This is a genomic window from Lentzea sp. NPDC051213, assembly GCF_044455585.1.
GTDB lineage: Bacteria > Actinomycetota > Actinomycetes > Mycobacteriales > Pseudonocardiaceae > Lentzea.
The window spans coordinates 20,566-46,413 of sequence record NZ_JBITEX010000010.1 but is presented as its reverse complement, the minus strand read 5'-3'; the positions used below and the strand labels follow the sequence as shown (position 1 = coordinate 46,413).

Annotated in this window: 28 protein-coding genes and 1 pseudogene; 8 read left to right on the top strand and 21 right to left on the bottom strand. The window is 67.5% G+C overall.

Annotation, left to right across the window (positions count from 1 at the left end; all coding sequences use genetic code 11):
* Positions 1 to 108 precede the first annotated feature (108 nt).
* The 15 genes from ACIA8G_RS36590 to ACIA8G_RS36520 form a co-directional block, all read right to left on the bottom strand.
* Positions 109 to 1,725, bottom strand: coding sequence for an ABC transporter substrate-binding protein (locus ACIA8G_RS36590; RefSeq protein ID WP_396423336.1), 1,617 nt, complete (start codon positions 1,723 to 1,725; stop codon positions 109 to 111).
* 175 nt (positions 1,726 to 1,900) lie between these two features.
* Entirely contained in the window at positions 1,901 to 2,842 is a 942-nt protein-coding gene (locus ACIA8G_RS36585; RefSeq protein WP_396423335.1) for an exopolyphosphatase, read from the bottom strand.
* Between the two features lie 9 nt (positions 2,843 to 2,851).
* Positions 2,852 to 3,037, bottom strand: coding sequence for a GNAT family N-acetyltransferase (locus tag ACIA8G_RS36580; protein WP_396423669.1), 186 nt, complete (start codon positions 3,035 to 3,037; stop codon positions 2,852 to 2,854).
* Positions 2,968 to 3,198, bottom strand: a complete 231-nt coding sequence (locus tag ACIA8G_RS36575; RefSeq protein WP_396423334.1) for a GNAT family N-acetyltransferase — start codon at positions 3,196 to 3,198, stop codon at positions 2,968 to 2,970. Before ACIA8G_RS36575 ends, ACIA8G_RS36580 begins: the two co-directional genes overlap by 70 nt.
* Positions 3,199 to 3,204: 6 nt before the next feature.
* Positions 3,205 to 3,771, bottom strand: coding sequence for a hypothetical protein (locus tag ACIA8G_RS36570; RefSeq protein ID WP_396423333.1), 567 nt, complete (start codon positions 3,769 to 3,771; stop codon positions 3,205 to 3,207).
* A 60-nt stretch (positions 3,772 to 3,831) separates the two neighbouring features.
* Complete coding sequence (locus ACIA8G_RS36565; RefSeq protein ID WP_396423332.1) at positions 3,832 to 4,380, bottom strand: hypothetical protein; 549 nt, start codon at positions 4,378 to 4,380, stop codon at positions 3,832 to 3,834.
* Between the two features lie 7 nt (positions 4,381 to 4,387).
* Positions 4,388 to 4,957: a GNAT family N-acetyltransferase gene (locus ACIA8G_RS36560; protein ID WP_396423331.1), complete on the bottom strand. Its 570-nt coding sequence runs from the start codon at positions 4,955 to 4,957 to the stop codon at positions 4,388 to 4,390.
* Complete coding sequence (locus tag ACIA8G_RS36555) at positions 4,936 to 5,109, bottom strand: DUF397 domain-containing protein (protein WP_396423330.1); 174 nt, start codon at positions 5,107 to 5,109, stop codon at positions 4,936 to 4,938. Before ACIA8G_RS36555 ends, ACIA8G_RS36560 begins: the two co-directional genes overlap by 22 nt.
* Before the next feature lie 13 nt (positions 5,110 to 5,122).
* Positions 5,123 to 5,953, bottom strand: a complete 831-nt coding sequence (locus ACIA8G_RS36550) for a helix-turn-helix domain-containing protein (protein ID WP_396423329.1) — start codon at positions 5,951 to 5,953, stop codon at positions 5,123 to 5,125.
* Positions 5,954 to 6,055: 102 nt separating this feature from the next.
* Positions 6,056 to 7,300 (bottom strand): lytic transglycosylase domain-containing protein, encoded by a 1,245-nt coding sequence (locus ACIA8G_RS36545; RefSeq protein WP_396423328.1) that lies wholly within the window; start codon positions 7,298 to 7,300, stop codon positions 6,056 to 6,058.
* Positions 7,301 to 7,505: 205 nt separating this feature from the next.
* Positions 7,506 to 7,994: a DUF501 domain-containing protein gene (locus tag ACIA8G_RS36540; RefSeq protein ID WP_396423327.1), complete on the bottom strand. Its 489-nt coding sequence runs from the start codon at positions 7,992 to 7,994 to the stop codon at positions 7,506 to 7,508.
* The gene (locus ACIA8G_RS36535) at positions 7,991 to 8,485 is read right to left on the bottom strand and encodes a septum formation initiator family protein (RefSeq protein ID WP_396423326.1); all 495 of its coding nucleotides are present in this window, start codon (positions 8,483 to 8,485) and stop codon (positions 7,991 to 7,993) included. Before ACIA8G_RS36535 ends, ACIA8G_RS36540 begins: the two co-directional genes overlap by 4 nt.
* An 11-nt stretch (positions 8,486 to 8,496) precedes the next feature.
* Positions 8,497 to 9,783 (bottom strand): phosphopyruvate hydratase, encoded by a 1,287-nt coding sequence (eno, locus tag ACIA8G_RS36530; protein WP_396423325.1) that lies wholly within the window; start codon positions 9,781 to 9,783, stop codon positions 8,497 to 8,499.
* A gap of 154 nt (positions 9,784 to 9,937) precedes the next feature.
* Positions 9,938 to 10,588 carry a hypothetical protein gene (locus ACIA8G_RS36525; RefSeq protein ID WP_396423324.1) on the bottom strand — a complete coding sequence of 217 codons (651 nt, stop codon included), beginning with the start codon at positions 10,586 to 10,588 and terminating at the stop codon, positions 9,938 to 9,940.
* Positions 10,589 to 10,592: 4 nt separating this feature from the next.
* Positions 10,593 to 11,810 (bottom strand): cytochrome P450, encoded by a 1,218-nt coding sequence (locus tag ACIA8G_RS36520; RefSeq protein WP_396423323.1) that lies wholly within the window; start codon positions 11,808 to 11,810, stop codon positions 10,593 to 10,595.
* A gap of 16 nt (positions 11,811 to 11,826) precedes the next feature.
* Between ACIA8G_RS36520 and ACIA8G_RS36515 the strand changes: the two genes are divergently transcribed.
* The gene (locus ACIA8G_RS36515; protein ID WP_396423322.1) at positions 11,827 to 12,528 is read left to right on the top strand and encodes an alpha/beta fold hydrolase; all 702 of its coding nucleotides are present in this window, start codon (positions 11,827 to 11,829) and stop codon (positions 12,526 to 12,528) included.
* On the opposite strand, the gene ACIA8G_RS36510 is transcribed toward ACIA8G_RS36515, so the two are convergent.
* Both ACIA8G_RS36510 and ACIA8G_RS36505 read right to left on the bottom strand, forming a co-directional pair.
* The gene (locus ACIA8G_RS36510; RefSeq protein WP_396423321.1) at positions 12,513 to 13,253 is read right to left on the bottom strand and encodes an SDR family NAD(P)-dependent oxidoreductase; all 741 of its coding nucleotides are present in this window, start codon (positions 13,251 to 13,253) and stop codon (positions 12,513 to 12,515) included. The genes ACIA8G_RS36515 and ACIA8G_RS36510 overlap by 16 nt on opposite strands.
* Positions 13,254 to 13,303: 50 nt before the next feature.
* Positions 13,304 to 14,821 (bottom strand): BTAD domain-containing putative transcriptional regulator, encoded by a 1,518-nt coding sequence (locus ACIA8G_RS36505; protein ID WP_396423320.1) that lies wholly within the window; start codon positions 14,819 to 14,821, stop codon positions 13,304 to 13,306.
* Positions 14,822 to 14,938: 117 nt separating this feature from the next.
* On the opposite strand from ACIA8G_RS36505, the gene ACIA8G_RS36500 reads away from it, so the two are divergent.
* Together ACIA8G_RS36500 and ACIA8G_RS36495 are read left to right on the top strand one after the other, a co-directional pair.
* Positions 14,939 to 15,574: a type IV toxin-antitoxin system AbiEi family antitoxin gene (locus tag ACIA8G_RS36500; RefSeq protein WP_396423319.1), complete on the top strand. Its 636-nt coding sequence runs from the start codon at positions 14,939 to 14,941 to the stop codon at positions 15,572 to 15,574.
* Positions 15,575 to 15,602: 28 nt separating this feature from the next.
* A pseudogene (locus ACIA8G_RS36495) lies at positions 15,603 to 16,068 on the top strand (nucleotidyl transferase AbiEii/AbiGii toxin family protein); the annotation flags it as partial.
* Between the two features lie 175 nt (positions 16,069 to 16,243).
* Here the strand turns inward: ACIA8G_RS36495 and ACIA8G_RS36490 are convergent.
* Positions 16,244 to 16,693, bottom strand: a complete 450-nt coding sequence (locus ACIA8G_RS36490; RefSeq protein ID WP_396423318.1) for an Lrp/AsnC family transcriptional regulator — start codon at positions 16,691 to 16,693, stop codon at positions 16,244 to 16,246.
* 49 nt (positions 16,694 to 16,742) lie between these two features.
* Here ACIA8G_RS36490 and ACIA8G_RS36485 point away from each other — a divergent pair, with 49 nt between their 5' ends.
* The 4 genes from ACIA8G_RS36485 (at position 16,743) to ACIA8G_RS36470 (ending at position 20,615) form a co-directional block, all read left to right on the top strand.
* The gene (locus ACIA8G_RS36485) at positions 16,743 to 17,891 is read left to right on the top strand and encodes a MalY/PatB family protein (RefSeq protein WP_396423317.1); all 1,149 of its coding nucleotides are present in this window, start codon (positions 16,743 to 16,745) and stop codon (positions 17,889 to 17,891) included.
* A 28-nt stretch (positions 17,892 to 17,919) separates the two neighbouring features.
* Positions 17,920 to 18,813, top strand: coding sequence for a DMT family transporter (locus ACIA8G_RS36480; protein ID WP_396423316.1), 894 nt, complete (start codon positions 17,920 to 17,922; stop codon positions 18,811 to 18,813).
* A 10-nt stretch (positions 18,814 to 18,823) separates the two neighbouring features.
* Positions 18,824 to 19,198 carry a tetratricopeptide repeat protein gene (locus tag ACIA8G_RS36475; RefSeq protein WP_396423315.1) on the top strand — a complete coding sequence of 125 codons (375 nt, stop codon included), beginning with the start codon at positions 18,824 to 18,826 and terminating at the stop codon, positions 19,196 to 19,198.
* Between the two features lie 205 nt (positions 19,199 to 19,403).
* Positions 19,404 to 20,615 (top strand): hypothetical protein, encoded by a 1,212-nt coding sequence (locus ACIA8G_RS36470; protein ID WP_396423314.1) that lies wholly within the window; start codon positions 19,404 to 19,406, stop codon positions 20,613 to 20,615.
* A gap of 4 nt (positions 20,616 to 20,619) precedes the next feature.
* On the opposite strand, the gene efeB is transcribed toward ACIA8G_RS36470, so the two are convergent.
* Genes efeB through efeU form a run of 3 tightly spaced genes read right to left on the bottom strand, consistent with a single transcriptional unit; the run spans position 20,620 to position 23,815 of the window.
* Complete coding sequence (gene efeB, locus ACIA8G_RS36465; protein WP_396423313.1) at positions 20,620 to 21,864, bottom strand: iron uptake transporter deferrochelatase/peroxidase subunit; 1,245 nt, start codon at positions 21,862 to 21,864, stop codon at positions 20,620 to 20,622.
* Complete coding sequence (gene efeO / locus ACIA8G_RS36460) at positions 21,861 to 22,982, bottom strand: iron uptake system protein EfeO (RefSeq protein WP_396423312.1); 1,122 nt, start codon at positions 22,980 to 22,982, stop codon at positions 21,861 to 21,863. Before efeO ends, efeB begins: the two co-directional genes overlap by 4 nt.
* 8 nt (positions 22,983 to 22,990) lie before the next feature.
* Positions 22,991 to 23,815, bottom strand: a complete 825-nt coding sequence (efeU, locus tag ACIA8G_RS36455) for an iron uptake transporter permease EfeU (RefSeq protein ID WP_396423311.1) — start codon at positions 23,813 to 23,815, stop codon at positions 22,991 to 22,993.
* A gap of 132 nt (positions 23,816 to 23,947) precedes the next feature.
* Here efeU and ACIA8G_RS36450 point away from each other — a divergent pair, with 132 nt between their 5' ends.
* Positions 23,948 to 24,757, top strand: a complete 810-nt coding sequence (locus tag ACIA8G_RS36450; protein WP_396423310.1) for a murein transglycosylase — start codon at positions 23,948 to 23,950, stop codon at positions 24,755 to 24,757.
* Positions 24,758 to 25,848: the final 1,091 nt, after the last annotated feature.

Sequence of the window (25,848 nt, the reverse complement as noted above, 5' to 3'; positions counted from 1 at the left end):
CTCCTTGCGTGGTGGGAGGCGTCTGAGCCCGAACACCCCTCCGGCCCCGCGCCCGTGACGCTTGGCGGACGCGAGGCCGGAAGGTTACTGCTCAGATGTGTTCGGCTGTCAGCCCTTGACGCGGAACGCCGCGAGCTCGGCGTCACGGGTGAAGGTCAGCTTGGCCGCGAGCAGGTTCTTCGAACGCGCGCCGATGCCCTTCTCGTTCCAGGTCGGGATCGACGGCAGGTCCTTGGCGATCAGCTTGTGCGCTTCCTGGTACTTCTTGATCGCCGCGGCCGAATCCGCAGTGGCGTCGGCCTCCTTCAGGATCTTGTCGACCTCGGGGCTCGAGTAGTTCGAGTCGTTGGACGAACCACCCGTGCGGTACAGCGGGTTGAGGAAGTTCTCGATCGACGGGTAGTCGGCAGACCAGTCCGAACGGCCCATGCCGGTCAGCTGCTTGCCGTTGACGATCTGCCGGTACGCACCGAAGTTGGTGGCGCCGACGAACTCGCACTCGATGGCCAGAGCCTGCTTGATGCTGTTGCACGCGGCCTCGAGGGGCTCCTTGCGGCCACCGTCCTGGTTGGACTGGATGGTCAGCTTGCCCTTGAAGCCGGACTCGGCCAGCAGGGCCTTGGCCTTCTCCGGGTTGTACTTGCAGAACTCGCCGCAGACGTCCTTCTCGTAGCCCTCGATGCCCGGCGGCACGAAGCCGTCCGACGGCACGTAGGAGCCCGCGAGCACGGTCTTGGTGATCTGCTCCCGGTTGAGGGCCATCGAGACGGCCTGGCGCAGCTTGACGTTCTGGAACGCCGGGACGTAGAGCGGGAACGCGATCGCGCTCTGGCCGAGCAGGTTCGCGTTCAGCACCTGGTCACCCAGGTCGGCCTTGTACTTCTCGCCGACCTTGGCCGACGGGGGCAGGGCCTCCATGAAGTCCAGCTTGCCCGCGATCAGGTCCTGGTACGCGGTCTCCTGGCTGGAGTAGATCTTCACGTCCAAGGTCTTGAAGTGGACCTTGTCCTCGCCCTTGTACTCGTCGAAGCGCTCGAGCTTGATCAGCGCGTTCGGCGTGCGGGAGACGAACTTCATCGGGCCGTTGCCGATCGGCTTGGCCTCGAAGGCCTTCGGGTCCGCGAAGAACGAGTCCGGCAGCGGCGAGAACGGCGTGTAGCCGATCATCGTCTTGAAGACCGAGTTGGGCGCGCTCAGCGTGACCTTGAACTCGGTGTCGGAGACGACCTCGAGACCGGACATCTTGTCCTTGGTCGGCTCGGCCTTCTCGTCATCGGGGTGCACGTCGCTGTAGCCCGCGATGGGCGCGAAGAACGTGCCGGCCTGCTGGGCGTTCTTCGCGTAGGCGCCGTAGTTCCAGGCGTCGACGAAGTTCTTCGCCTTGACCGGGGTGCCGTCGTGGAAGGTCCAGCCCGACTTGATCTTGATGTCGTAGACCTTGGCGTCGGTCGTCTTGATCGACTCCGCCATCAGGTCGTACGTGGAGCCGTCTTCAGCCTTGTAGCCGACCAGACGCGAGTACAGCGCGTCGACGACCTTGCTACCGCCCGCCTCAGTGGTGGCGGCCGGCAAGAGCTGATTCTCGGGCTCGGTGCCGTAGATGGACACCGTGCCGTCCGGATTCTCCTTGCCCGTCGAGGTGGTTCCGCCCCCACCGCCGCACGCGCTCAGCGTCAAGGTCAGCGCGACTGGCAAAGCCACCCACGCGATCCGTGATCGCGACATCTCTCGCTCCCGCCTTTCCCCGGCGCCGCCGCGGATGTGCGGGCGAGCGCCTCCCCGGGAGGTCTCGTTCACCTCCCAAAACGTGAGAGGACGTTAACCGGGGCGTCCAGGAGTACGCGCATCGAAATCGGTCACAAACTTGTCACGATCAGCTCAAGTCGACCTTAATTCTTCCCTAGACCAGCGAGAACGCAATGCCGTCGAGGATGTCGTGCTCGCTGCAAACGAGCTCGCGAATGCCCGCGCGATTCGAGAGCTCCTCGGCAATCGCACGTAGAACGACCGCTCCACCGCAGATCACGTCCACTCGACCGGGGTGCATGGGCCCCAGCGCGGCACGCTCATCATGCGTCATGGAGAGGATACGGTCGGTGATTTCGTGAACATTGTCAAGTGTGATGCGGCTGAGGTGGATTTCCTCGCTGTTGTACACATCCAGCCCCTGGACCAGGGCTGACAATGTCGTAACCGTTCCAGCTACGCCGATCCACGTCTTCGTCTTCTCGACGGGCACGACGTTGAATGCTTCTTTGATGGATTCCCGCGCAAACGCTTCCGCCGCCGCGATTTGGTCCGCCGCGGGCGGATCGGAGTGGATGAACCGCTCGGTCAGCCGCACGCAGCCGATGTCCATCGACCGCGCCGCCTCGACCTCGGTGCCGCTGCCGAGGACGAACTCGGTGCTGCCCCCACCCAGATCGGTGACGAGGAAGGGCCCCTCGTCCGGGTCGAGATCGGCCACCGCCCCGAGGTAGCTGAGCCGCGCCTCCTCGTCCCCGGTGATCACCTCCGCGGGCGCGCCGAGGATCTCCTCGGTCATGCCGAAGAAGTCCTCCCGGTTGCTGGCGTCCCGCGTGGCACTCGTCGCGACCATCCGGCCGGCCTCCACCCCCTTGCGCTGCATCGTGCGCGCGTAGTCGAGGAGTGCTTCCCGCGTCCGCTGAATCGCGTCGGGGTGCAGCCGGCCAGTCGCGTCGACGCCCTGCCCGAGCCGGACGATCTTCATCTCGCGGTGCACGTCGCGCAGCCACGCGGTGCCGTCGTCGCGCTTGGTCACGTCTGCGACCAGCAAGCGGATGGAGTTGGTCCCGCAGTCGATGGCGGCAACCCGCGCCATGGGCACTCCTCAGTGGTTCCGATGATCTGCGGCAAGCATGGCGTACACGTAGGTGTCGGCCCACTCGCCCTTGACGATCTCGCACTGCCTGAAGTGCGCCTCTCTGCGCATGCCCAGGCGTTCCATCAGGCGCCACGACCGTTCGTTGCGCACCTCACCCTGGGCGATGACGTGAGCTCGTGCTGCTGGGCCCACTGCTCGAGCACCTCTTCGGCCCGTTCGCGTGTGAACGGCTCGCTATATAGATAGGTGTTGACGTCGGGGAGCGAGCGGTAGCCGAAGACGTCGTCCAGGTCGCGTGCTTCGAAGGGGCGGAGGGTCAGGCGAGCTGTCTTGAGCGGGTAGTCAGGACGCACCCCGCGTCACCTGATCTGGACGCTGTCGATCGACGTGCCCGGCGGCAGATCCTTGATCTTGGCCCACAGCTGTCCGTGGATCGACCAGTAGACCTCCTCGTCGATCACCTCGAGGTTGGCCACAGCCCCGTCACCGCCCAGGAACAGCGGGGTTCCGAAGCCCACACACTTGCCGGCCGGGATGGCTTCCGGGTGCACCTCGCGCCACGCGCTGAACAGATCCAGGGCCAGGAAGGTGTCCGGCTCGTCGACCATGAGCAGGTCGAACAGCTCCGGGATCTCCTCGTCGAGTTCGTAGACGCCGCCGGACCCAGGCTCGATCAGGAGCAGCATTCCGCTCCTGCGCAGATCCAGCACGTACTGGCGACCCAGCCAGTCCTGCGCGAACGGCCTGATCCGCACCGCCCGCTCCGGGAACATGGCGCTCACCAGACTCTGCGCCCGGCGCGCCTCGTCGTCGGTGAACACGCGCAGGAGACCGTCTCCGAACGAACATCCGGCGGCCAGCGTGACCAGCTCAGCAAGGCCCCGCACCTGCCTGAGCGGCTCGACGTTGACGGGCGGCGACGCCACACCTCCGTCTGACGGGTATGCCGCGGCAAAGCGTTCGAACATCACACGCTGACAGTGGCGTCAATCGGCGGGTCGGTCAAACGTGTGGACGTCGAGGCGGTACTGGCCGCCGGCCGCCGGACACACCTCGACGACGAAGTCCGGCAACGCCTCCGCGGTCGGTTCGCCATCAGGCCCGACCGCCCCGTTCTCGGCCCGCCAGTCGATGAGATGTACGACGACTCCGTACTCGCCCGCGTCGAGAGGGATCGCGACTGTGTCCGCGCCGGCGTAGGAGCCGACTCCCTCAAGACCGCCGAGCTCGAGCAAGCCGTCCGACTTCAGAAGGTACGGCTGCGAGGACACGAGCAAGTGCGAACGCTCTCGCGCGGTCAGGTTGCCGGGCTCTTGCGTTCCGCGAAGGTGGAACTGGAACGCGCCGTCGCCGCCGATGTTGATCGGCGCGAAGGCCCCTCGCGCGATGTGCTGAAGCAGCGAAGCGTCTTCCGCCACGTCGTCTTCCCACTGGTCGAGGCTGACCACGTGCGAGAAGGCACTTGATCGCCACAGGCCGAACAACCCGGCGTCCGTGGCGATGGGTGACGAGATGTCCAGGTCTTCGAGTCGCACGTTCGTCTTACCGTCCTTCATCTGCGCGGCTGCGGTACTCCTCGGCGAGGATCGCGTAGACCAGCAGGTCCGCCCACTCGCCGCCAAGCTTCTCGCATTCGCGGAAGTGCGCTTCCCTGCGCATACCCAGCCGCTCCATCAACCGCCACGACGGTTCGTTGCGCGGATCGCAGGTCGCGGTCATGCGGTGCAGGCCGAGTTCGTCGAAGCCGAGACTCAGGATCGCCTCGGAGGCCTCGCGGGCGAAGCCCTTGCCCTGGAACTCCGGGTTGAAGATGTAGCCGAGCTCGCCCTGGCGTTCCTTCTCGTTGAGCCACTTGAGGACGACGTCGCCGATGACCCTCTCCGCCTCGGGTGAGTAGACGGCCATCACGAGCCAGTCGCCTTCTTCGGTCAGTTCGCTCATGCCGATGGCGTTGGTCAGGCGTCTGGTGGCGTCGGCTCGGTCCGAGGGCTCGTCGTAGACGTAGCGGGTGACCTCTTCGCGCGAGCGGTAGGCGTGGAAGTCGTCCAGGTCGCCCTCTTCGAAGGGGCGGAGGATCAGGCGGGCGGTCTTCAGCGGGTAGGCGGGGCGCATGCCTTCACGATGCCAAGAAACGCCTGCCAGGCCTCGCGATGTACCGGCAGGTGGGTGGCGGGGGCCTTGGTGTCCCGGATGCCGATGCCGCGGCCGACCTCGACGCAGTCACTCGCCGACGGGCTGTAGCTGCTCTTGCGCCACGCAGACATGGGGCAGGCCTCCTCAGACGAACATGGTGGTGATCAGCCTCCTCGATTGTTCCGCATCCAAGGCGTCCCGATCCAACCGCTTCAGCACTTCGGCGTAGCTGGCCAGCGATCTCTTGTCCTCTAGAAACAGTCCGGAGTTCTCACTCTCGATGAACACCACCGGTTCGAACTTCTCGAAGCCGAGCTGAGTGAACGAACCGGACAGCCCCGCATGCGCACCAACGGCGATCGGGACGATCCGAAGGCTGATGTACTGACGCACCAGCATCACGTGGATGTGGTTCAGCTGTGCCCTCATGACGTCCGGGCCGCCGACAGGCAGTCGGAGCGCCTGCTCGTGCACGTAGAAGACGAACTCGCGGCCAGGCCTCAGGATTGCCTGCCGATCGAGCTTCGCCCTGATCAACGCATCGATGTCCACAGGCTGGATCCTGGCCGATTTCTCGCTCGCTGCCCGGATGTAGCCCGCGATCTGGAGATGGCCCGGCACGAGGTTCATCGACCAGACGGTGATCTTGCTGGCGAGACGCTCCTGACTGATCAGCGAGTGCACCTGGTCCGGTACTCCGTCCTCGGGGAAGAGCAGCCACCCCTTCTCACGTGACTCGTGGAAGAGCGCGAGGATCTGCTCGACCTCGGCGGCGGGGATGCGGCAGTAGGACAGCAGCCGGACCAGGTCGACCTCGTCCACGCCGCCCTTGCCCTGCACCAGATCGGAGACCTTGGCCTCCTGCCAGTCCAACAGCTCGGCGAGCTTGCGCTGGGTCAACCCGCTCTGCTCGATGGCGTTGCGGACCCCGGTGCCGAACTCCCGGCCCAACACGCTCGAGTTGCGCTTCGGCATGGCAACGAAGCTAGGAGACGGAAACCCCTGAGCTCCAACGTTTCTGCCCGAATCGCCCCGAACGAGGTACGGCTTGGAAGCGTTCTAATGCGACACGCCGGACTAGCTGGGCGTGCTCGTGACCAGGCTGGGCGAGGAGGGCGGCGCCGTGCTGCTGGCCGCCGTCGAGGAGTTCCCGGTCGCCGAGGTCGACGACTGCGAAGTCCCCGACGAAGTCCCGGACGACTGCTGCGGCGGGTTCGACGGCGTGGATCCAGAGCCCGGCGGGTTCGACGGCGTCGAGGGATCCGTCGACGGCGTCGGGGAAGAAGACGACGTCGAGGACGACGGCGGGCAGGACGTCGACGGGGTCGACGAAGGCGTCGACGAGGAGGACGAGGTCGAGGACGACGAGGAGGTCGGCGTCGGCGTGCACGGCTGCGACGACGGGGTGCTCGGCTTCGTCGGGATCGACGGCGTCGGGGTCGTGCCCGGGTTGCCGGGGGTGCCCGGGTTGGGGTTCTGCGGCGGGTTCTGCGGGTTCTGCACGTTGTTGCCGGTGTCCGGCAGGGTCGGCAGCGCGTCGATGTTGTTGCTGTACGTCCTGGCCCACTTGAGGACCGTCTCGACGTAGGTCGTGGAGTTGTTGTAGCGGAAGACGGCGTTGGCTCGGTCGGTCGCCTTCGTCAGGTCGCCGCCGCCCGCGCAGAGGTAACGGCCGGCGCCCAGGGCGGCGTCGTAGACGTTGTTCGGGTTGACCGTGCCGTCCTCGTTGCCGTCGGCGCCGAAGCCCGCCCACGTGCCGGGGATGAACTGCATCGGGCCCACCGCGCGGTCCCAGGCGGTGTCGCCGTCCAGGCGACCGCCGTCGGTGTCGCGGATGGCGGCCATGCCGGGGGCGCCGTTCAGGACCGGGCCGAGGATCTTGGGGGTCGCGTCGCCCACCGCGTTCACGCGGCCGTTGTTGGCGTGGTTCGACTCGATCTTGCCGATGCCGGCGAGCAGGGCCCAGTCGACCTTGCAGCCGGGGACCAGGTCGGCCATCTTGTCCTCGGCGCGCAGGTAGGCCTCGAGGACGACGCCGGGAATGCCGTAGTCGCCGGGGAAGTCGTCGATCACGCCACCGTCGTCGAGGTTGTCGTCGATCGAGCCGTCCTGGAGGTCGGCGAGCAGTGCGGCGCTCAGCTCCTCGGACAGCGGCAGGCGGCCGGACGCACCGAGCTCGGCCGGGTCGCGCTGCAGGGCTCCCCAGATGTCGGCAGGGCCGAGGGCGACAGCGATGTCATCGTGCTTGGAGAGGTTGACCCAGTCGACGAGCTTCGTGCCGACGATCATGGCCGGCGCGAGCATGGCAGCAAGCGCAGCCACGGCGAGGCCCTTTTGCCGGGCCGTCAATGCCGCAGGTCCACGCAGTCTGGCCATTGCCACGAATACTCACCTCTCGTGCGTCATCGCGGCGCGCCGTCCAACAGTTACGGCGGACGCCCCTCGCTGACCTGTTCCACCCTGCCCCACTGCTAGAGCCTAGGTGTACCCAAGACGGAGTGAAGCGTCTGTTCGGTTCCGTTGACTGTTAACTTTGACAGTCGCCGGCGGGCCACAGGCCTTGCTCACCCAAGAGTGCCAGGGCCTCGTCCCCGAAGGGATTGACCCCAGGGCCCTTCGCAAGGGCATGAGCGACGTGCACGTGAAGGCACTTAACCCTGCCCGGCATGCCGCCCGCGGTGACCTGGGTGCCCAGCGACTCGATGGCGTCCCGCTCCGCGAGGTACGACTCGTGCGCACGCAGGTAGGCGGCGGCAAGATCAGCGTCCTCCGCCAGACGCTCCTGCTGCTCCTTCATCAGCCCGCCGCCCTCCAGCGTGCTGACCAGCGAGTTCAGCTTCGGGCACGTCAGGTAGTACAGCGTCGGGAAGGGCGTCCCGTCCGGCAGTCGCGGGTCCGTCTGCACGACGTTCGGGTGCCCGCTGGGGCACCTCGACGCGATCGCACGGGTTCCTCGCGGCGTGCGGCCGAGCTGCTGAGCGACCGTCTCCAGGTCCTCAGGGCTCACCGGGCTCACTTGTGCGTCACCGATTCCCACAGTTCCTCGTACCAAGACCTGTTAGCCGACGGCTTGCCCGACGGCCTCTCCGATTCCGTGTTGCGGTTCTCGTCACCCGGCAGCTGCACGATGTACGGCGTCTCGCCCGGCCGCACCCAGTGCAGCCGCTTGCGCGCCTCGATCTCCACGTACGCCGGATCTTGCAACTGCGACTTCCGCTGTTCCAGCGCGGCGACCTGTTCGCGCAGTTTCTGCTGGTCGGCCCCCACGTCACGCAGCTCGTCGCGCTGCGAGAGGTAGGTCCGCAACGGGACCGCGATGCTCAACGCCAGTGCGCACAGCACCATCGCGAACATCGCGGCCCGCCGCGTGCCGGTCATGCCGAACGCGCCACCCGTGCCGTCAGAACGCCGGGCAGGCGCCTTGGGACGAGGTGGCTTGCGCGCGCGTGCTGGCCGCGCCTCCCGCTCTTCGCGGGGGCGGCGGGGACGACGCGCGCGCTCGGCCATACCTCAGTTTCTCAGCTCTCCGGCGTGTAGCGCGGGAACGCGAGCTCCCCCGCGTAGCGCGCCGCGTCGCCGAGGCTCTCCTCGATGCGGAGCAGCTGGTTGTACTTCGCGGTGCGCTCGCCACGCGCCGGGGCACCGGTCTTGATCTGGCCGGCACCGGTCGCCACGGCGAGGTCGGCGATGGTCGTGTCCTCGGTCTCGCCCGAGCGGTGCGACATCATCGACTTGTAGCCGTAGGAGGTGGCCAGCGAGACCGCGTCCAGCGTCTCGGACAGCGTGCCGATCTGGTTGACCTTCACCAGCAGCGCGTTGGCGGCGCGGCGGGAGATGCCCTCCTCCAGGCGCTCCGGGTTCGTGACGAACAGGTCGTCGCCGACGATCTGGACCTTCTCGCCCAGCTCGGCGGTGAGCTGCACCCAGCCGTCCCAGTCGTCCTCGGACAGCGGGTCCTCGATCGAGACCATCGGGTAGTCGCGCACCAGCTCGGTGTAGTAGCCGGTCATCTGCTCGGCGGAGCGCTTGTTGTTCTCGAACGTGTAGGCGCCGTCCGAGTAGAACTCGGTCGCGGCCACGTCCAGCGCGAGCGCGATGTCGCGGCCCGGCCGGTAACCGGCCTTCTCGATCGCCTCGAGGATCAGGTCGAGCGCGTCGCGGTTGCTCGCGAGGTTCGGCGCGAAACCACCCTCGTCACCCAGGCCGGTCGCAAGCCCCTTGCTCTTCAGCACGGACTTCAGCGCGTGGTAGACCTCAGCGCCCCAGCGCAGGCCCTCGCGGAAGGTCTCCGCGCCGATCGGCGCGATCATGAACTCCTGGATGTCCACGTCGGTGTCGGCGTGCGAGCCACCGTTGAGGATGTTCAGCATCGGCACCGGCAGCACGTGCGCGTTCGGGCCACCGATGTAGCGGAACAGCTCGAGGCCGCTGCTGGTCGCGGCGGCCTTCGCGACGGCCAGCGACACGCCGAGGATGGCGTTCGCGCCGAGGCGGCTCTTGTCCGGCGTGCCGTCCAGGTCGACCAGCTTCTGGTCCACGACGCGCTGCTCGACGGCCTCGATGCCGACCAGCTCGGGGCCGATCTCGTCGAGCACCGCCGTGACCGCACGCTCGACGCCCTTGCCGAGGTACCGCTTGGCGTCGCCGTCGCGCAGCTCCACCGCTTCGTGCTCACCGGTCGACGCACCCGACGGGACGGCCGCACGCTCCAGCGTGCCGTCGTCCAGCGCCACCTCGACCTCGACGGTGGGGTTGCCGCGCGAGTCAAGGATCTCGCGTGCTCCGACCTGCTCGATGACCGCCACTTGCGCTCCCTGTTTCTCCTGCGTCTCGTCTCGCGACGAGCCTACTTGGGCCAGGTGACCGGCTGGGGCTCGACACCTGCGGATCACAGTGGGCCGCCGGCGCCGGTCGTCTGAATCGTGCCAGACGACCTACCTGCCGCACATACCTGTTCGGCTAGCCGACGGTGGCGAGTGCCTTCGCGGCCACCGGCACCGTGTCGGCGAGAACGGCCTTCCCCTGGTCCCCGCTACCCGTGCCGACCTGCACGACAGAAGCAAAGGCACCGCGCGCGAGCACCGCATAACACCGCGCGAACGTCGCTGAGACGTTCTCGCACCAGGAAAACTGCCCGTCAGCCTCTGCGACCTTGGGCATGGTGTTCTCCCCGGTGACGGTCACCGTCGCCTTGTCAGCGGTCCAGGTCTCGACGTACGTGCCGCAGGAAACGAGCTTGCGCAGGCTGTCGAAGACCTCGTTCGCCTTGAACCCGTCGTAGTGCACGACGCCGGTCTTCACCACCGACCCCGCGACCTCCCAGGTCGCACCGCTCTCCTTGGTGATCCACCCGTTGGACGGCAGCTTTCCTCCGCAGGTCACCGTCAGGACCTTCGACTTCACGTGCTGGTCGGGCCCCTTGCGCAACTGCCCGCCCAGCGCGTCGAACGTCGTGGCGGCGACCACCTGACCGATCTTCTGCTCGACCTCGGCGGCGGTCAGCTTCGGCGGCGCGCTGGTGGTCGGCGTGGTGGTCGTGGTGGTGGTTGTTGTTCCGGACGCGGAGTCCGGGGCCGACTGACTCCCGCATCCGGCAACGAGCGCGAGCACAAGTTCAACGAGCGACCGGCAGGTGCTTCACGCCGTTCTGGAAGTTCGACCTCAGCCGGCTCACCTCACCGTCGAGCCGCAAGGTACCCGACAGGTCCAGGACCGCCTCGAAAATCGCCCGCATCTGCGTCCTGGCCAGCTGCGCCCCAAGACAGAAATGCGGCCCGAACCCAAAGCTCAGATGGTCAGCCTCCCGCCGCCCCACATCGAACCGATGAGGCTCGGCGAACACCCGCTCATCCCGGTTGGCCGACGAGAACCAGACGACGACCTTGTCCCCCGCCTTGATCTCCTGCCCCGACAACGAAGTGTCCTGAACGGCCGTGCGGCGGAAGTGCATGACCGGTGTCCACCACCGCAGCATCTCCTCGACGGCGGAAGGCAGCAACGAACGGTCGGCACGAAGGCGCTCGTACTGGTCCGGATGTGAGAGCAACGCGATCATCCCGCCGGGAATCCCGTTGCGCAGGGTCTCGTTGCCCGCCACCGAAAACAGCCAGAAGAGGTTCTCGAACTCCTCAAGAGAGACGTCCTCCTGCATGAGGTTGCTCAACACATCGTCAGACGGATGCGCACGCTTGTACGAGCCCAGCGCGTGCGCATACGCGTAGAGGTCAGGCATGCCATCCCGTGAGCGCGGATCACGACCGTCGGACGGACGAAGCTCCAACGCCTCAAGAGCCATGTCGGTCATACCCGCGGTAGAGCTCGACGACAGCGCGTACTCGGAGTCCTGGAACCCGATCACGCGGTTGCTCCAGTCGTAGAGCAGCGCGCGGTCCTGGCGAGGCACGCCGAAGACGTCGGCGAGGGTGAGCAACGGCAGGTCGGCGACGTCGGCGGCGAAGTCGCCGGACAGGCCGGCGACGATCGCGCGGGCGTTCGCGCGGATGCCGTCTTCCAGGCGCGCTACGGCGCGTGGGGTGAACGCCCTGGTCAGCATGCGGCGCAGCCGGGAGTGTGCTGGCGGGTCCTGGTTGAGCATCATGCGCTGGACGTAGGCGAGATCCTCCGGCTGCGGATCGCGGATCTGGGTGGCGCCGCGGTGGGACGAGAAGACGGCGGGCGACCGAAGCACGGCGCGGACGTCGTCGTACCGGAAGACTGCCCAGAAGTCGTCGATGCGCACGACGTTCTTTTCGCGCAGCCGGGTGAGTGCGTCGTGCGGGACACCCGAGGTATACGTGTCCGGGTCGACGATCAGCTCGGCATCGGTCCGCATAGAAGAGGATTCTGACGTGCTTCATGTCGAACGTGGCGGAGACGGACCACTGCTGGTGCTGCTGCACGGCCTGGGCGCGACCGGTGAGGTGTGGAAGGGCGTCGTCGACGGGTGGTCCGGGAGCTGGCTGGTGCCGGATCTGCCTGGTCATGGGCGCAGCGAACCGATCGACCGCTACTCGTTCGGCTCGTTCGCGGCGGAAGTCGCCAACCACATCCCGCGCGAGCCGGTCACGATCATCGGGCACTCGCTGGGCGGGGTCGTCGGCCTGGCGCTGGCGAGCGGGTGGTTCGGCGTCGAGGTGACCACGTGCGTCGGGGTCGGAATCAAGGTCCAGTGGACCGACGAGGAGCTCGCGAAGGCCGCGGCGCTAGCCGCAAAGCCTGCCAAAGTCTTCGAAACAGAACAGGAAGCCGTCGAGCGGGCGTCCAAGATGGCGGGCGTGCCACTCCGCCACGGCGTGTCCGAAGTGGACGGTGGATGGGCGCCGTCGCTGGACATGAAGGCGTTCGGCGTGGGCAGGCCGGACATGGCCGGTCTGATCATGGCCGCACAGGCCCACATCGTGCTGGCGGCGGGTGAGAACGACCCGATGAGCCCTCAGGAGCACCTGAAGGAGCTGGTGCCCGAACCGGTGGAGTTCCCCGGCGCGGGCCACAACGTGCACGTCGAGTCGCCCTCGTCCCTGCACACCGTGCTGGCTCAGCTGGCGAGGTAGCCGCCGTCAGCCGCGAGCACCGCGCCGCTGACGTAGCTGGACTGGTCGGACGCCAGGAACAGCACGACCTCCGCGATCTCCTCCGGCTCGCCCGCGCGGGTCATCGGCACGCTCGCGCTGATCTGGTCGAACACCTCGCCCGCCTGCACGACCGCGGTCTCGGTGCGGATCGGGCCGGGTGCGACCGAGTTGACCCGGACGTTGTGGGCGCCGAACTCGATGGCCCACGAGCGGGTCAGGGCGTCCAGGGCGGCCTTGGAGGCGCTGTAGACGCTCGTGATCGGGTTGCCGACGTCCGCGCCGATCGAGGAGATGTTGACGATCGCGCCGCGCTTCTTCGCCACCATCGCCGGGACGAGGGCGGCCGTGAGGAAGTACGCCGCGCGGACGTTGACGTCGAACACCTGCTGGTAGACGTCGAGCGTCTGCTCGGGGGTCGTCGAGAACGGGAAGATGCCCGCGTTGTTCACGAGCACGTCGACCTCGCCGACCTCCTCGGCCAGCCTGCGGACGTCCTCGATCTTCTCGACGTCCGCGACGATGTAGTGCCCCGTCCCTCCCGCCTTCTCGATGAGCTCGACGGTCTCCTTGCCGAGCTCGGCGCGGCGGCCGGTGACGTAGACGGTCGCGCCGGCCTCGGCGAGCTTGACCGCGATGGCGCGGCCGATGCCCGAGGTGGCGCCGGTGACGAGGGCCTTCTGGTTCGCAAGAGTCTTGGTTGACATGTCTACGAACTTGCCCGCACCTGATCGTCAGGCCATAAATTCCGAGTGAATCAGCTGGTCAGGCTCAGTGTCCGCAGACCGAAGTACATCTGCACGAACCGCGGCACGCGGTACCGGCCGAGCACCAGCGGCTCGATCAGGTGCACGTCCGCGAGCGCCTCCAGCACCGGCTCGATCGTCCCGATCTCGTTGCCCGACATCTCCGCCGCCTCGCTCACGTTGATCACCTCGGCGTTCTGCTTGGCGAAGCAGGTGAGCAGGTGCCGTTCCTCGTCGGTCAGCTGCTTGTCCGCCTTGATCAACGGCGCGAGCACCGACCGGCAGTCGGACGGGATGGCGTCGCCGAGCCGGGTCTCCCGTTCCATCTGGGTCAGCAGCATCGCGATCGTCCAGCCCGGCCGCGCGGTCAGCTTGCCGCCGAGCACCCGCACCGGGTTCGGCAGGCGCGACATGCGGACCAGCACCTCCTCGGCCTGGTCGGCCTCGGCGTCGATCCGCGCGGGATCGAGGACCTTGCGGAAGAACTCCCTGGACTCGGCCTCGGTGAGGCCGGCGATCTTCAGCCAGATCACGCCCGGCAGCTCGTTCCGCTGGCGCACGCTCGTGAGGATCATGGCCGAGCCCGGCGTGTGCAGGTCGCTGATCGCGGCGACGTCCTGCACGTCGTCGAGGACGATCAGGAACCGCTTGCCGCGCGCCTTCTCCCGCCACAACGCAGCCTTGTCGCCCGTCGGGTTCTCGACGCCGACCGCGCGCAGCAGCTCGTTCGCCATGTCGGCGGACCGGACGAAGATCTGACCGTCCGGAAAACGGTGCTTGGCGAGGTGCGCGATGCGGGTGGCCAGCGCGGTCTTGCCGCTGCCGTGCATGCCGGTGATGCCGACCGTGCCGGGCAGGATGCCGAGCGCCTGCGCGATCTCCCGCTCACGGCCGGTGAAGTCGGCGACGTCCGGCGGCAGCTGCTCCGGCTTGCGGGCGAGGTGGAGGTCGCCCTTGAGGATCTGCGCGTGGATCTTCCTGAGCTCGGGGCCCGGTTCGAGGCCGAGTTCCTCGTTCAGGAGTGCGCGCGCCTGGTGGAACTGGTCGAGCGCCTCGGCCTGCCTGCCCTCCCGGTAGAGGGCGTGCATCAGGAGTGCGCGCGGCCGTTCCCGAAGCGGGTAGGCCTGGACGTGCTTCTGCAGCTCCAGGACGTCGAGCTCACGCTCGAGCCAGTCCTCGCGGGACTTGAGCCGGTGCTGGCCGAGCCTCACCCTCTGCGCCTCGAAGTAGGTGCTGTTCAGGCCTTCGAGCGGCTCGCCCCGGCAGTCGTCGACGATCTCGGCCCGGACCGTGTACCCGCCGTCCTTGGACTTCAGGTCGAGCCCGGGGAGGTTCTTGCGGATCTTGTACATGTACGTCCGCAACGCCATCACAGCGCTCGGCGTCGGGTCGTCCCAGACCATGCCGATCAGCTGGTCGTTGCTCAGCCGGAGGCCGTTGTTCAGCAGCAACGCCGCCAGCACCGCCCTCTGCTGACGCGGCCCCAGGTCGATCTCCTCGTCTTCTCGCCAAGCGCGAACCGGACCCATCAGTGAGAAGCGCAGGCTCATGCAACAGCACAACGCCGGTGCCCATTCCCTGCTTCCCCAGCTTTCCTGAGGGTAACAAGTACTATGAACGTAGGCATCGGACCTACGGAGGTCGTATTGAATGACCGCGTCACACTTCCGACCGCGCTCGCCAGGAGAACGAACAAAGTCCTGCGCCCGAGAGACGCAGCCGACGTCTACGCCCACCCTCGTGGCGAGTTCGAACGCCTGCTCAAACAGGCGGTGCTCCGCCGCATCAGCAACGGCTACTACGCACTCGCACCGATGGAGCGCCTCGGCGACATCCGGTGGCGTCCGGATCTCGCAGCCGCAGCGCTCGGGATAGCCCAGGCCGACTACGGCAGAGATGCCGTGGCACTCATGGGGGTCACGGCCGCACGCCGCCACGGGGCCTTGCCACGCGCCATCGGCACCGCGGTCGTAGCAGTGCCAAAACAGCGGCCCCAGCTGCACACCGACGTCGGCGAGATCGTTTTCGTCAAGCGCGACGTTGCACGCCTGGATCTGGAGCGAGTGGACACCGAACTCACGGCAGGCTGGATGACCACGCCGGAACAGACCGCCCTCGACATCGCTGCCCGCCCCGGCCTCGGCGGTATCGAGGAGGCCGATGCTTCGGCGATCCTGCGCGCGCTTGCACGCAAGGTCGACTGGGCGCTCATCGAGGACCTGGCCCGTGCTCAGCACCGGCCGGCAGCGCTCACCAGGGTGAAGGAGGCAGCGGGTGCTTGAGCAGGAGGAACTCGCCGCGGTGGCCGACATGTTCGGAGTCGCCGAGGAGCAGGTCCGGCACGACCACCTGATCAGCCACGCGCTGGCAGCCTTGGCCGAGATCGCGCCCGAGGTGCTGTTCGTCGGCGGAACCGCATTGGCCAGGACGCATCTCGCTGACCCCGCAGCAGGTGCGAGGTTGTCCGAGGACATCGACCTGTGGACGTCGGACCGTCGTGCGATCGCCACCGCGCTCGACGAGCGGCTTCCACGATTCCTGCGCAGGGAATTCCCCGGGACGACGTGGGATCCTCCGCTGCGATCCACTAAGGCGGTCGAGCCAGGTCTGCTCGTCACCACCACCGATCTCCGGGTGCGGGTTCAGAGTTCCGACGCTGCCGGCGTTCGCGGCGATGAAGACACTCGCCTGGTCGGACCGACACGCCGCACGAGACCTGTACGACCTCGCGCGCCTCGCCGAGTTGGGTGCGCTGACGGAAGAGTCAGCCGCCCTGGTACGCGCCGCCACAGGTGTCTCCGTGCAGAAGCACGAATTCGCCTCGCTGCCTCCCGCACTCGAGTGGCAATCGCAGTTGGGGCACCAGACCAGGGGAACTTCCCTCGCCGGAGTGGTGCCTCGAGTTGGTCGGCAGCTCGTACGGAGAGGTTCTGGGCTGGTAGCCCAGAACGTCACGGCTGAGCCGGCAACGGACGCGCCTCGATCACCTGCTTCATCACGATCGTCGAGGTCAGCCCGCGCACCCCTGGCAACCGGGCCAGCGTCTCCTCGTACAGCCGCTGGTAGGACGCGAGATCCGCGGTGACCACGCGCAGCAGGTAGTCAGGGCTGCCGAACAGGCGCTGGGCCTCCACGACGTTCGGCACCTCGGCCAGCGCGCGGTCGAAGTCGTCCATCGACTCCAGCCTCAGCTTGGCGAAGACCAGCGCCTCGAAGCCGAACCCGATCGCGGCGGCGTCCACCACCGCCCGGTAGCCGCGGATCACGCCGGTGCGTTCCAGCTCCCGCAGCCGCCGCTGGCAGCGCGAGATGCTCAGCTGCACGCGGTCGGCCAGGTCGGTGACGGTGATGCGGCCGTCGCTCTGCAACTCGGCAAGAATTTTGCGGTCCACGGCGTCCATGAGCAAAGAACGCAAACACTTGGCGCGCGAGTTCCCCTAGCTTTTGCCTATGAGCAGCGCGAACCCCTTACGTCAGCTCTCCCTGGACCAGCTGCGCCGGCGGACCAGCGTGAAGTGGCAGCAGTACCCCGAGGACGTGCTGCCCGTGTGGGTGGCCGAGATGGACGTCATGCTGGCCGAACCGGTCGCGCGGGCGATCACCGACGCGGTGGCGCTCGGTGACACCGGCTATCCCGCCGGAACGGCCTACGCCGAGGCGCTCGCCGGGTTCGCGAGGAAGCGCTGGAGCTGGGAACCCGCCGTGGAGCGCACGGCGATCGTGCCCGACGTGATGATGGGCGTCGTCGAGATGCTGCGGCTGGTCTCCGGGCGGGACGCGCCCGTGGTCGTCAACTGCCCGGTCTACCCGCCCTTCTACCAGTTCATCGAGTCCGCGGGGCGAGCCGTCGTCGAGGCTCCGCTGGACGCGTCGTTCCGGATCGACTTCGCCGCGCTGGAGAGCGCGTTCGTGCGGGCGGGGCGGGGTTCGGTGTACCTGCTGTGCAATCCGCAGAACCCGACCGGCACCGTGCACACCGCCACCGAGCTCGCCCAGGTCGCGGCGCTGGCGCGGGCTCAGGGGATCCGGGTCGTGGCGGACGAGATCCACGCACCGATCATGGCCGCGGGCGCGTCCTTCGTGCCGTACCTCAGCGTCGCGGAGGACGGGCTGTCGCTGATGTCGGCCTCCAAGGCGTGGAACCTCGCCGGGCTCAAGGCCGCGCTGGCCGTCGCCGGGCCCGCGGCGGCCGAAGATCTCGCGCGGTTGCCGGAAGAGGTGAGCCACGGGCCCAGCCACCTGGGGATCATCGCCCACACCGCGGCGTTGCGGGACGGCGGCGACTGGCTCGACGAGCTGCTCAAAGGGCTCGACGAGAACCGGCGGCTGCTGGCCGAGCTGCTCGCCGCACGGTTGCCCGCGGTCCGCTACGCGCCGGGCCAGGGCACCTACCTCGCCTGGCTGGACTGCCGCGGGCTGGGGCTCGGCGACGACCCGGCCAAGGTCTTCCTGCAGCGCGGCAAGGTCGCGCTGAACTCCGGGCTGCCGTTCGGCACGGGTGGCGCGGGGTTCGTGCGGATGAACCTGGCGGCCTCGCCGGAGGTGCTCACCGAGGCGGTTCACCGGATGGCGTCCGCGTGGAACGAAAGCTCGTCGTGAGCCCGGCTGACTGGTAGTGCTTGGAGCCGTGCGGATCAAACCCGGCTTCGCGGCGGTCACGGTGCTGGTCTGGGCATCCGGCTACCCCGTGGGCTCGCTCGCCGTCGCCGTGGCGCCGCCGTTCCTCATGACCACGATCCGCTTCGCGCTGGCGGCCACGTTGATGGCGCTGGTGGCACTCGTGACGAGCGCGCGCTGGCCTCGTGGATGGCCGCTCGTGCACACGTGCGTGGCGGGGCTGCTCGTGCAGGCGTGCCAGTTCTCGGGCGTCTACCTGGGTTTGCGGCTCGGCGTGCCGGCGTCGGTGACCGCGTTGATCATCTCCTGCACACCGGTGCTGACCGCGGTCGTGGCGGCCTGGGTGTTCCGGGTCCGAATTGGACTCAGGCAGGTCGCCGGGCTCGCGCTGGGGGTCACGGCGGTGCTGGCCGCGCTGTGGGACCGGCTGGGGTCGTTCGGGTCCGGCGCGGTCTTCACCGTGCTCGGCATGCTCGGGTTCGTGGCCGGCAGCGTCTACCAGCAGAAGTTCTGCCGGGACACCGACTTCCGCAGCGGCAACGCGGTGCAGCACGCCGTGTCGGTGCCGGTGGTCGGGTTGCTGGCGCTGACCGAGTCGGCCGGCGTCACGGACTGGCGGCAGTTCTGGCTGACGATGGTGTTCCTGGTGCTGGTGAACTCGATGGGCGGGGCGTCGCTGTTCCTGGTCGGGGTCCGCAACGGCGGCGCGGCCGCGATGACGACGCTGTCCTCTGTGGTCCCGTCGGTGACGGCGATGATCGCGTGGCCGTTGCTCGGGCAGACGCCGACGGCCGGAGTGGTGGTGGGGCTGGTGCTCGGTTTCCTGGCGTGCTGGCTCGGGACCGCCACCCCTTCGAGTCCTGTCGCCCGGACGGCAGTCGAAGAACCGGCCCCCGGTAGGTAACGTTGATCGAATGACGGACGGCACCTTCGAGGCGTTCAGGAAGGCGGAGGCGTTGCTGGCACAGCGCCGGCCTCTCGACGCGCTGCGCGAGCTGAAGCAGGTGCTGGCAGAAGCCGGGGAAGCGCCGTCCGTGCAGCTGCTCGCCGGCCGGGCTTATCTCGGATCCGCGCAGCTCAACCGGGCCGAAGAGGCGTTCAGGAAGGTGCTGGACCTCGATCCGAGCGATCACTACGCCCGGTTCGCGCTGGGCAAGACGCTGCAGCGGCAGGGCCGGCTCACCGAGGCGATCGCGCAGCTGCGGATGGCCGTCGCGATGAACCCCTCACCGGAGTACCAGGAGGCGCTCGGCGAGGTCCGCGCCAGGCAGGCCGTCGAGGGCGGCTGACCGTCCACTGAGGACCGGGTCACATTACTCCGTTCAGCTGCACGGAGACCCTCTGTAACCGACTAAATTCAGTGCGAGGCCACCACGGGGGGACGCAAACAGCGTCTGACGGCCGCACTGGATCTGGGGGGATCTACATCCTGTCGCGCATATCGCGCTGCCCTTCTGGTGTGCCGTCACGGCCACGAACAGAGGGGTTTTCGCAGTGAAGATGGTGAAACTTTCCGCACTGGCGGCGCTCTCCGCCGCAGTGCTGCTGGCGTCGACCACGCCGGCGCTCGCCCAGGAGCCGAAGGGGCCCAGCGCGATCACGCCTGAGGTCGTCAAGCTCATGGCCACCCAGGACAAGCTCCACAAGATCGCCGAGCGGGTCGAGAGAGGCAACGGCTTCAGCGGCCTGCACGTCGACGCGGGCAGCAAGACGCTGAACGTGTACTGGAAGGGCAAGGCCCCGGCCAAGGTCACGGCGGCGGCCGCCGTCGCCAAGGCGCAGGGCCTCACCGTGAAGGTCCACCCGGCGAAGCACTCGGAGGCCGAGCTCAAGGCCGAGGCCACGCGCCTGGTCAAGGACAACGGGTCGATCCAGAGCATCGCCGCCAAGTACGACGGCAGCGGCCTCGCGGTCAAGCAGGCGGCGGGCCTGTCCGCGAAGTCCGGCATCCAGAGCTCGGTCGCGGTCGAGGTCGAGGCGGGCGAGGTCGAGCTCGCGGCGTCCCGTCTCGTCGACAGCCCGCCCTACAAGGGTGGCGCGTACATCGAGAACTACAAGAACGGCACCGTGCAGGGCGCGTGCAGCTCGGGCTTCGCGGTGATCAGCAACGCCACGAACGCCGACAAGCTCCTGACGGCCGCGCACTGCGGTGACACCGGCAGCTACTTCACCAACGGCGCCGGCGACTACGTCGGCACGGTCGAGGGCCGGGCGGTGGCGTCGGACAGCGCGATCGTCGGCGCGACCGGCCAGGCCAGGGTCTGGATCGGCGACTCGATCGAGACCGGGGCGAACCAGTACGGCCTCGACGTCATCGGTGCGGCGTCCACGCTGCCCGGCGACTGGCTGTGCGACTCCGGTGCGTTCTCCGGCACCATCTGCGACATCCGCGCCATGCAGACCAACCTGACGATCTGCCTCGGCGGCTTCGGCTGCGTGAACAACCTGGTCGAGGCCCTGCACCAGGGCGGGTACAGCGCGGGCGGCAACGGTGACAGCGGTGGCCCGGTGTTCTCGGTGTCGCAGCCGGGTGACCGCCTGACCGCCCGCGGCACGCTGACCGCGATCTCCGTCGCCTCCGGCGACATCCGCCAGTGCAGCGGTGTGCCGGAGGGCAACGGTCGCAGGTGCTCGCAGCGGATCTTCTTCCCGACGATCATGGCTCAGCTGGCCGGCCAGGACGTCCGGATCAAGACGATCTCCTGACGGCTCAGCCGAACAGGGTTTCGCCCCAGTAGCCGCCGGGCTTCACGCCCGGCGGCACCGCGAAGTGTCCCGAGCTGGTGTGTTCGATGTACTCCATCATCTCGTCTTTGGTTGCCAGCGCTTGCTGCATCGGCACGAACTGCGTGCGTGAGTCGCGGTTGAACGCCACGAAGAACAGCCCGGCGTCCAGGTGCCCGAGCCCGTCCGAGCCGTCGGTGAAGTTGTAGCCGCGGCGCAGGATCCTGGCCCCGTTCAACGCTTCCGGCGACGCGAGCCGGATGTGCGCGATGTCGTTGATCAACGGGATCCCGCCCGCGCCCTTGACGTGCAGGTCGGGTTCGTCGAACTCCTTCTGCTGGCCGAGCGGCGCACCCTCGCCCTTGTTGCGGCCGACGATCTGCTCCTGCTCGACCAGTGACGTGCGGTCCCAGATCTCGATGTGCATGCGAATTCGGCGCGACACCAGGTAAGTACCGCCGACGAGCCAGTCGGGGCCGTCCTCTTTCGAGACCCAGACGTGGTTCTTGAGGTGCTCGGTGTCCTCGGCCTTGATGTTGCGGGTGCCGTCCTTGAAGCCGAACATGTTGCGCGGCGTCGCCTGGTCCCGCGTGGTCGACGAGGTGCGCCCGAACCCGAGCTGCGACCAGCGGACCGCGACCCGGCCGAAGCCGATGCGAACCAGGTTGCGGATGGCGTGCACAGCGACCTGCGGGTCGTTCGCACAGGCCTGGATGCAGATGTCGCCGTTGCTGCGCGCGAGATCCAGGTCGTCCTGCGGGAAGCGCGGCAGGTCGATCAGGCGTTCCGGCCGCTTGTCCTTGAGCCCGAACCTGTCGTCGAACAGCGACGGGCCGAAGCCGATCGTGAGGGTCAGCGCGGAGGCGGGCAGGTCGAGCGCCTCACCGGTGTCCTTGGGCGGGGCATCGGCGTTGCCACCGACCGCACCGTTCTCGGCCGCCTCCTGGCCCGCGGTCATCCGTTCCGCGGCCAGCGTCCACTGCTTGAGCAGGTCGACCAGCTCCTCGCGACTGGACGTCTTCACGTCCAGCGCGACGAAGTGCATGTGGTCCTGCGCGGTCGTGGTGATGCCGGCCTGGATGTCGCCGCGGAACGGAACCTTTGCCGCGGCGAGGTTCTCGACCTCAGGGGACGGCGTGGCCGCCAGCACGCCGGCAGCCGCACCCGCGCCCGCGAGCGCCACACCGGCGCCCGCGAACCCGAGCAGCCTGCGGCGGGGAAGTCCGCTCACTTGGCCGACACCACCTCTGCGACCTTGCTGACCGGCTCGCCGAGCGCGTCGACGGCTTCGGCCAGCGCCTTGATCTCGTCCTGCGACAGCTCGGTGTAGAGCTTGAAGCCGTCACCCTTGCGGTGCTTCTCCAGCGCCTCGTCGAGCGCCTTGAACTTGGCGTCCAAAGTGGACACGAGCGCGGCGTCCTTCGGCTGCACGACCGGGCGCAGCGCCGCGATCGCGGCCTGCGAACCGTCCACGTTGGACCGGAAGTCCCACAGGTCGGTGTGCGAGTATCGGTCCTCCTCACCGGTGATCTTGCCGGTGGCGACCTCGTCCAGCAGCTCCTTGGCACCGTTCGCGAGCTGCAGCGGCGTGAGCTCCACGGCCTTCGCCTTGGCCACGATCTCCTTCACGTCCACCAGCAGCTGGTCCGCGATCTTGTCCGAGTCGGCCTGCAGCCCGGACACCCACAGGTCCTTCTCCAGCCGGTGGAAACCGGTGAACTCGGTGCCCTGCTCGATCACGTCCTCACGGCCGTCGATCTTGGGGTCCAGATCACCGAAGCTCTCCGCGACGGGCTCGATGCGCTCCCAGTAGATCCGCGACACCGGGAAGAGCGTCTTGGCCTCGTCGACCTTCTTGCCCTTGACCGCATTGACGAACTCCTCGGTCTTGACCAGCAACTGGTCCGCCTGCGAGTTCACGTAACGCTGGTAGCTCTTGGTCGCCTCGGCCAGCAACGCGTTGCCGTCGGTCGACTTCTTGCTGTCACCGGTGACGGTGAACTCGCCGCGGATGCCGTCGCCCTTCATCCCGGGCTTGCACGCGGTCTGCAACTTGCCGGACTCGGTGACCTCGACGATAAGCTTGCGGGTCAGCCCGGGCCCGATGTTCTCGACCTCACCAAGAATCCGGTCGCCCTCGGCGTAGAGGTAGAACTCGGTGACCTTGCTGCCCTTGTTGGTCACCTCGAACGTCACGTTGCCCGTGACAGCATCGGTCTTCGCGACCTTGCAGGCATCGTCGGACGCCTCGACCGCGATCGAACCGGCAGTACCGCTCGTGGTGTTGCTGCCACACGCCGCAAGCACCGCGAGCGAGCCCAGGATGACTACCGCTTTGCGCACCGTCACTCCATTGATCAGTTAGCCACGGCGGCGCGACGGCGCGGCCGGATGAGGAACAGGGAAAGGACCACCGCCACGTAGGCGACCCACGCGACGGCCTGCAGCACGGACGTCCGCTGCGAATAGTTGAAGAAGCCCTTGAGCAACGCGCCGTACCAGGAGTCCTCGGGCACGGTGTCGCTGATGTCGAACGCGAGCGTGTTCAACCCCGGCAGGATCGCGGCCTCCTGCAGGTCGTGCACGCCATAACTGAGCACCCCGGCCGCCACGAACACGAGCAGCACACCCGTGACGGAGAAGAACTTGCCGAGGTCGAACCGGATGGCCCCCTGGTACAGCAGTGCGGCGATCACCACAGCCACCGCGATCCCCGACAGGAACCCGATAAGCGGCTGAACCGTGCCACCCCCAGCAGCCTGCACGCTGGAATAGAAGAAGACGGCCGTCTCCAGCCCTTCCCGCCCAACCGACAAAAAGGACAAAACAACGACCGCAACAGGCCCAACGTTGAGCGCTTCGTCCATTTTGCCGCGCAACTCGGCCGCGATCGTCTTGGCCGCCCGCCGCATCCAGAAGATCATTCCGGTGACGAACGCAACAGCAATGATCGACATCGTCCCGCCGAACGCTTCCTGCTGCTCAAAGGTCATGCCGGCGGTACTGAAGGTGATCACCGCCCCAGCCACGACCGACAGCACCACCGCCGCCGCGACACCCACCCAGACCCACTTGAGCGCATGGCGCCGATCGGTCTTCACCAGGAATGCGATCAGGATGCTCACCACGAGCGCGGCCTCAAGACCTTCCCGCAGCCCGATCAAGCCATTGGTGAACAACATCCCGCCGCCTCCGTGAAATTAGGTCGGCCTGAATTTAGGTAAGGCTCACCTGTATGTCCAGCCGCCAACCGTGGCGGTTTCATCACGGTTCACGCCCGTCGCCCCTCCCCAGAAGCACGTAGCCTGGGTCAGGTGGTCCCCCAGCCGCACATCAAGGAACCCGCCCGCCGCCCCCGAAGCTTCGGCAACATCTTCGGCCGCATAGTCCTGGTACTGCTGTTGATCGTCGTAGTAGCAGCCGGCGCCTGGGGCCTGGGCGCCCTGAACCGCCGCGAGGCCGCACCCCTGGGACCACCCCCGTTCCTGGTACCGATCCAAGAGGTCCAACCGGGAGCAGCAGCCCCCGGCAGCGCCGTAGTGGCAGGCGCCAACCCCCTGGACGAGTGGGCAACCCGAGTGGCGCAGAAAACCGACATCCCCCTACGCGCCGTGCACGCCTACGCAGCAGCAGACCTGACCATGCAACGAGACGCCCCCGCCTGCCGCATCTCGTGGGCCACCTTGGCGGGTATCGGCCGAGTCGAATCGCGCCACGGCAGCATCAACGGCTCCCGCCTGCAAGACAACGGCCTACCATCCCGCCCGATCATCGGCGTCGCACTGAACGGCGGCCCAGGCGTACGCGCAATCCAGGACACCGACGACGGCCGCCTGGACGGCGACCAAACCTGGGACCGAGCAGTAGGCCCGATGCAGTTCATCCCAGGCACCTGGAACCGCTGGGCAAAGCGAGCAGCGTCCGACGGCCAGCCAGCAGACCCGCAAAACATCGACGACGCAGCCCTAACAGCAGCGCGTTACCTGTGCGGAGCAGGATCCCGCGACCTGGGCACAGGCCAGGGCTGGTGGGCAGCAGTGATGGCGTACAACAACTCCGTGGAGTACGGCCAAAACGTGTTCAGCGGAGCCGACGCCTACGCAAGGGCAAGCATCCCCCAGTAGCAGCGACGCCGAAGGCGAGCAGTCCCACGCTCTAGTCACACAGACCCGGCGGTGGGGTCCCGTCACGAGTCGCACTGAAGCTCTTGCCGCGCCTGGGGGATGAGGTCAAGTCGACACGCTTTTCGTCGACTTGACCTCATCCCCCAGGTGTGGCCGCCTCCTGTGTGACTCGTGACGGGACCCCGCCGCCAACGCAACCCACAAAGCAACAGGCAGCCGCCGTAAGCAACAGGCGTGCCATCAACCCGCAGGCGGCGCTAACCCCCCGATCAGATTGCCGGGGGTCTGGGGGCAGAGCCCCCAGGGAAAGCACGCACCAGGAACCCGCCAACGCAACCCGACCCCCAAGGCAACCGGAGCGCCCGAAGAAAAGCAGAAACGGGGCAGCGGCCAAAACCGCTGCCCCGCAGGCCAGGTGACCCGGAGGACGAAGGACCGGCAAGTCGGGGCAACCGGTCGCGGGCAAACACCCAACCCCGCACTGCACACACTTTCTGTGCGTTCTCAAGAAAAATGAAGGAAGTTGGGGCCTGGCGGAAGAAGACCCCAACCCCCTTTCTCAGACCCCTGCCGAAGGCGCGGAGGACGTGGACAAAACCTCAGCAGGGGAAGCACTTGAGGAAGCACCGGGGGATGCACCGGTGGAACCCCCAGCCAACTCAACCGAAACCTCAACCACAGGCGGCTCTTCCGGCGTGGAAGGCCCAGGCTCACCCCGCTCACACGGAGGAGCGGTAGGCGTAACCGGCTCCTCAGACCGAGGCGTAGAAGGCACCGGCGTCTCAGTAGAAGGCCCAGAAGGCTCCGCCGGCCCCGAAACAACCGGCGGCTCCAACACAGGCGGAGCAGTAACAACAGACGACGTGACCACAGGCGGCGAAGCAGAGTCCGAAGTAGACGGTGAAGGCTCCGAGGGATCCTCCTCCCCAGGAGGAGGCTCGTTCCGCCCCCCAGCCGGAGGCTTGACCACAGTGGACCGAACAGTCTCAGTCACAGTGGACACAACAGCCCGAGTCTGAGTGGCAAGCCGAGCAGCCCGAACCTCCCGAGCCTGCCCCTCCACCACCACGGTCTCGGTAACGGTGGAAACA

What these genes read in the sequence shown, in the direction of transcription:
- ACIA8G_RS36590 (WP_396423336.1), bottom strand. Translation starts at nt 1,725, where the DNA reads ATGTCGCGATCACGGATCGCGTGGGTGGCTTTGCCAGTCGCGCTGACC.
- ACIA8G_RS36585 (WP_396423335.1), bottom strand. Translation starts at nt 2,842, where the DNA reads ATGGCGCGGGTTGCCGCCATCGACTGCGGGACCAACTCCATCCGCTTG.
- ACIA8G_RS36560 (WP_396423331.1), bottom strand. Translation starts at nt 4,957, where the DNA reads ATGCGCCCCGCCTACCCGCTGAAGACCGCCCGCCTGATCCTCCGCCCC.
- ACIA8G_RS36555 (WP_396423330.1), bottom strand. Translation starts at nt 5,109, where the DNA reads ATGTCTGCGTGGCGCAAGAGCAGCTACAGCCCGTCGGCGAGTGACTGC.
- ACIA8G_RS36550 (WP_396423329.1), bottom strand. Translation starts at nt 5,953, where the DNA reads ATGCCGAAGCGCAACTCGAGCGTGTTGGGCCGGGAGTTCGGCACCGGG.
- ACIA8G_RS36535 (WP_396423326.1), bottom strand. Translation starts at nt 8,485, where the DNA reads ATGGCCGAGCGCGCGCGTCGTCCCCGCCGCCCCCGCGAAGAGCGGGAG.
- ACIA8G_RS36520 (WP_396423323.1), bottom strand. Translation starts at nt 11,810, where the DNA reads ATGCGGACCGATGCCGAGCTGATCGTCGACCCGGACACGTATACCTCG.
- ACIA8G_RS36510 (WP_396423321.1), bottom strand. Translation starts at nt 13,253, where the DNA reads ATGTCAACCAAGACTCTTGCGAACCAGAAGGCCCTCGTCACCGGCGCC.
- ACIA8G_RS36505 (WP_396423320.1), bottom strand. Translation starts at nt 14,821, where the DNA reads ATGGGTCCGGTTCGCGCTTGGCGAGAAGACGAGGAGATCGACCTGGGG.
- ACIA8G_RS36490 (WP_396423318.1), bottom strand. Translation starts at nt 16,693, where the DNA reads ATGGACGCCGTGGACCGCAAAATTCTTGCCGAGTTGCAGAGCGACGGC.
- ACIA8G_RS36485 (WP_396423317.1), top strand. Translation starts at nt 16,743, where the DNA reads ATGAGCAGCGCGAACCCCTTACGTCAGCTCTCCCTGGACCAGCTGCGC.
- ACIA8G_RS36475 (WP_396423315.1), top strand. Translation starts at nt 18,824, where the DNA reads ATGACGGACGGCACCTTCGAGGCGTTCAGGAAGGCGGAGGCGTTGCTG.
- efeU (WP_396423311.1), bottom strand. Translation starts at nt 23,815, where the DNA reads ATGTTGTTCACCAATGGCTTGATCGGGCTGCGGGAAGGTCTTGAGGCC.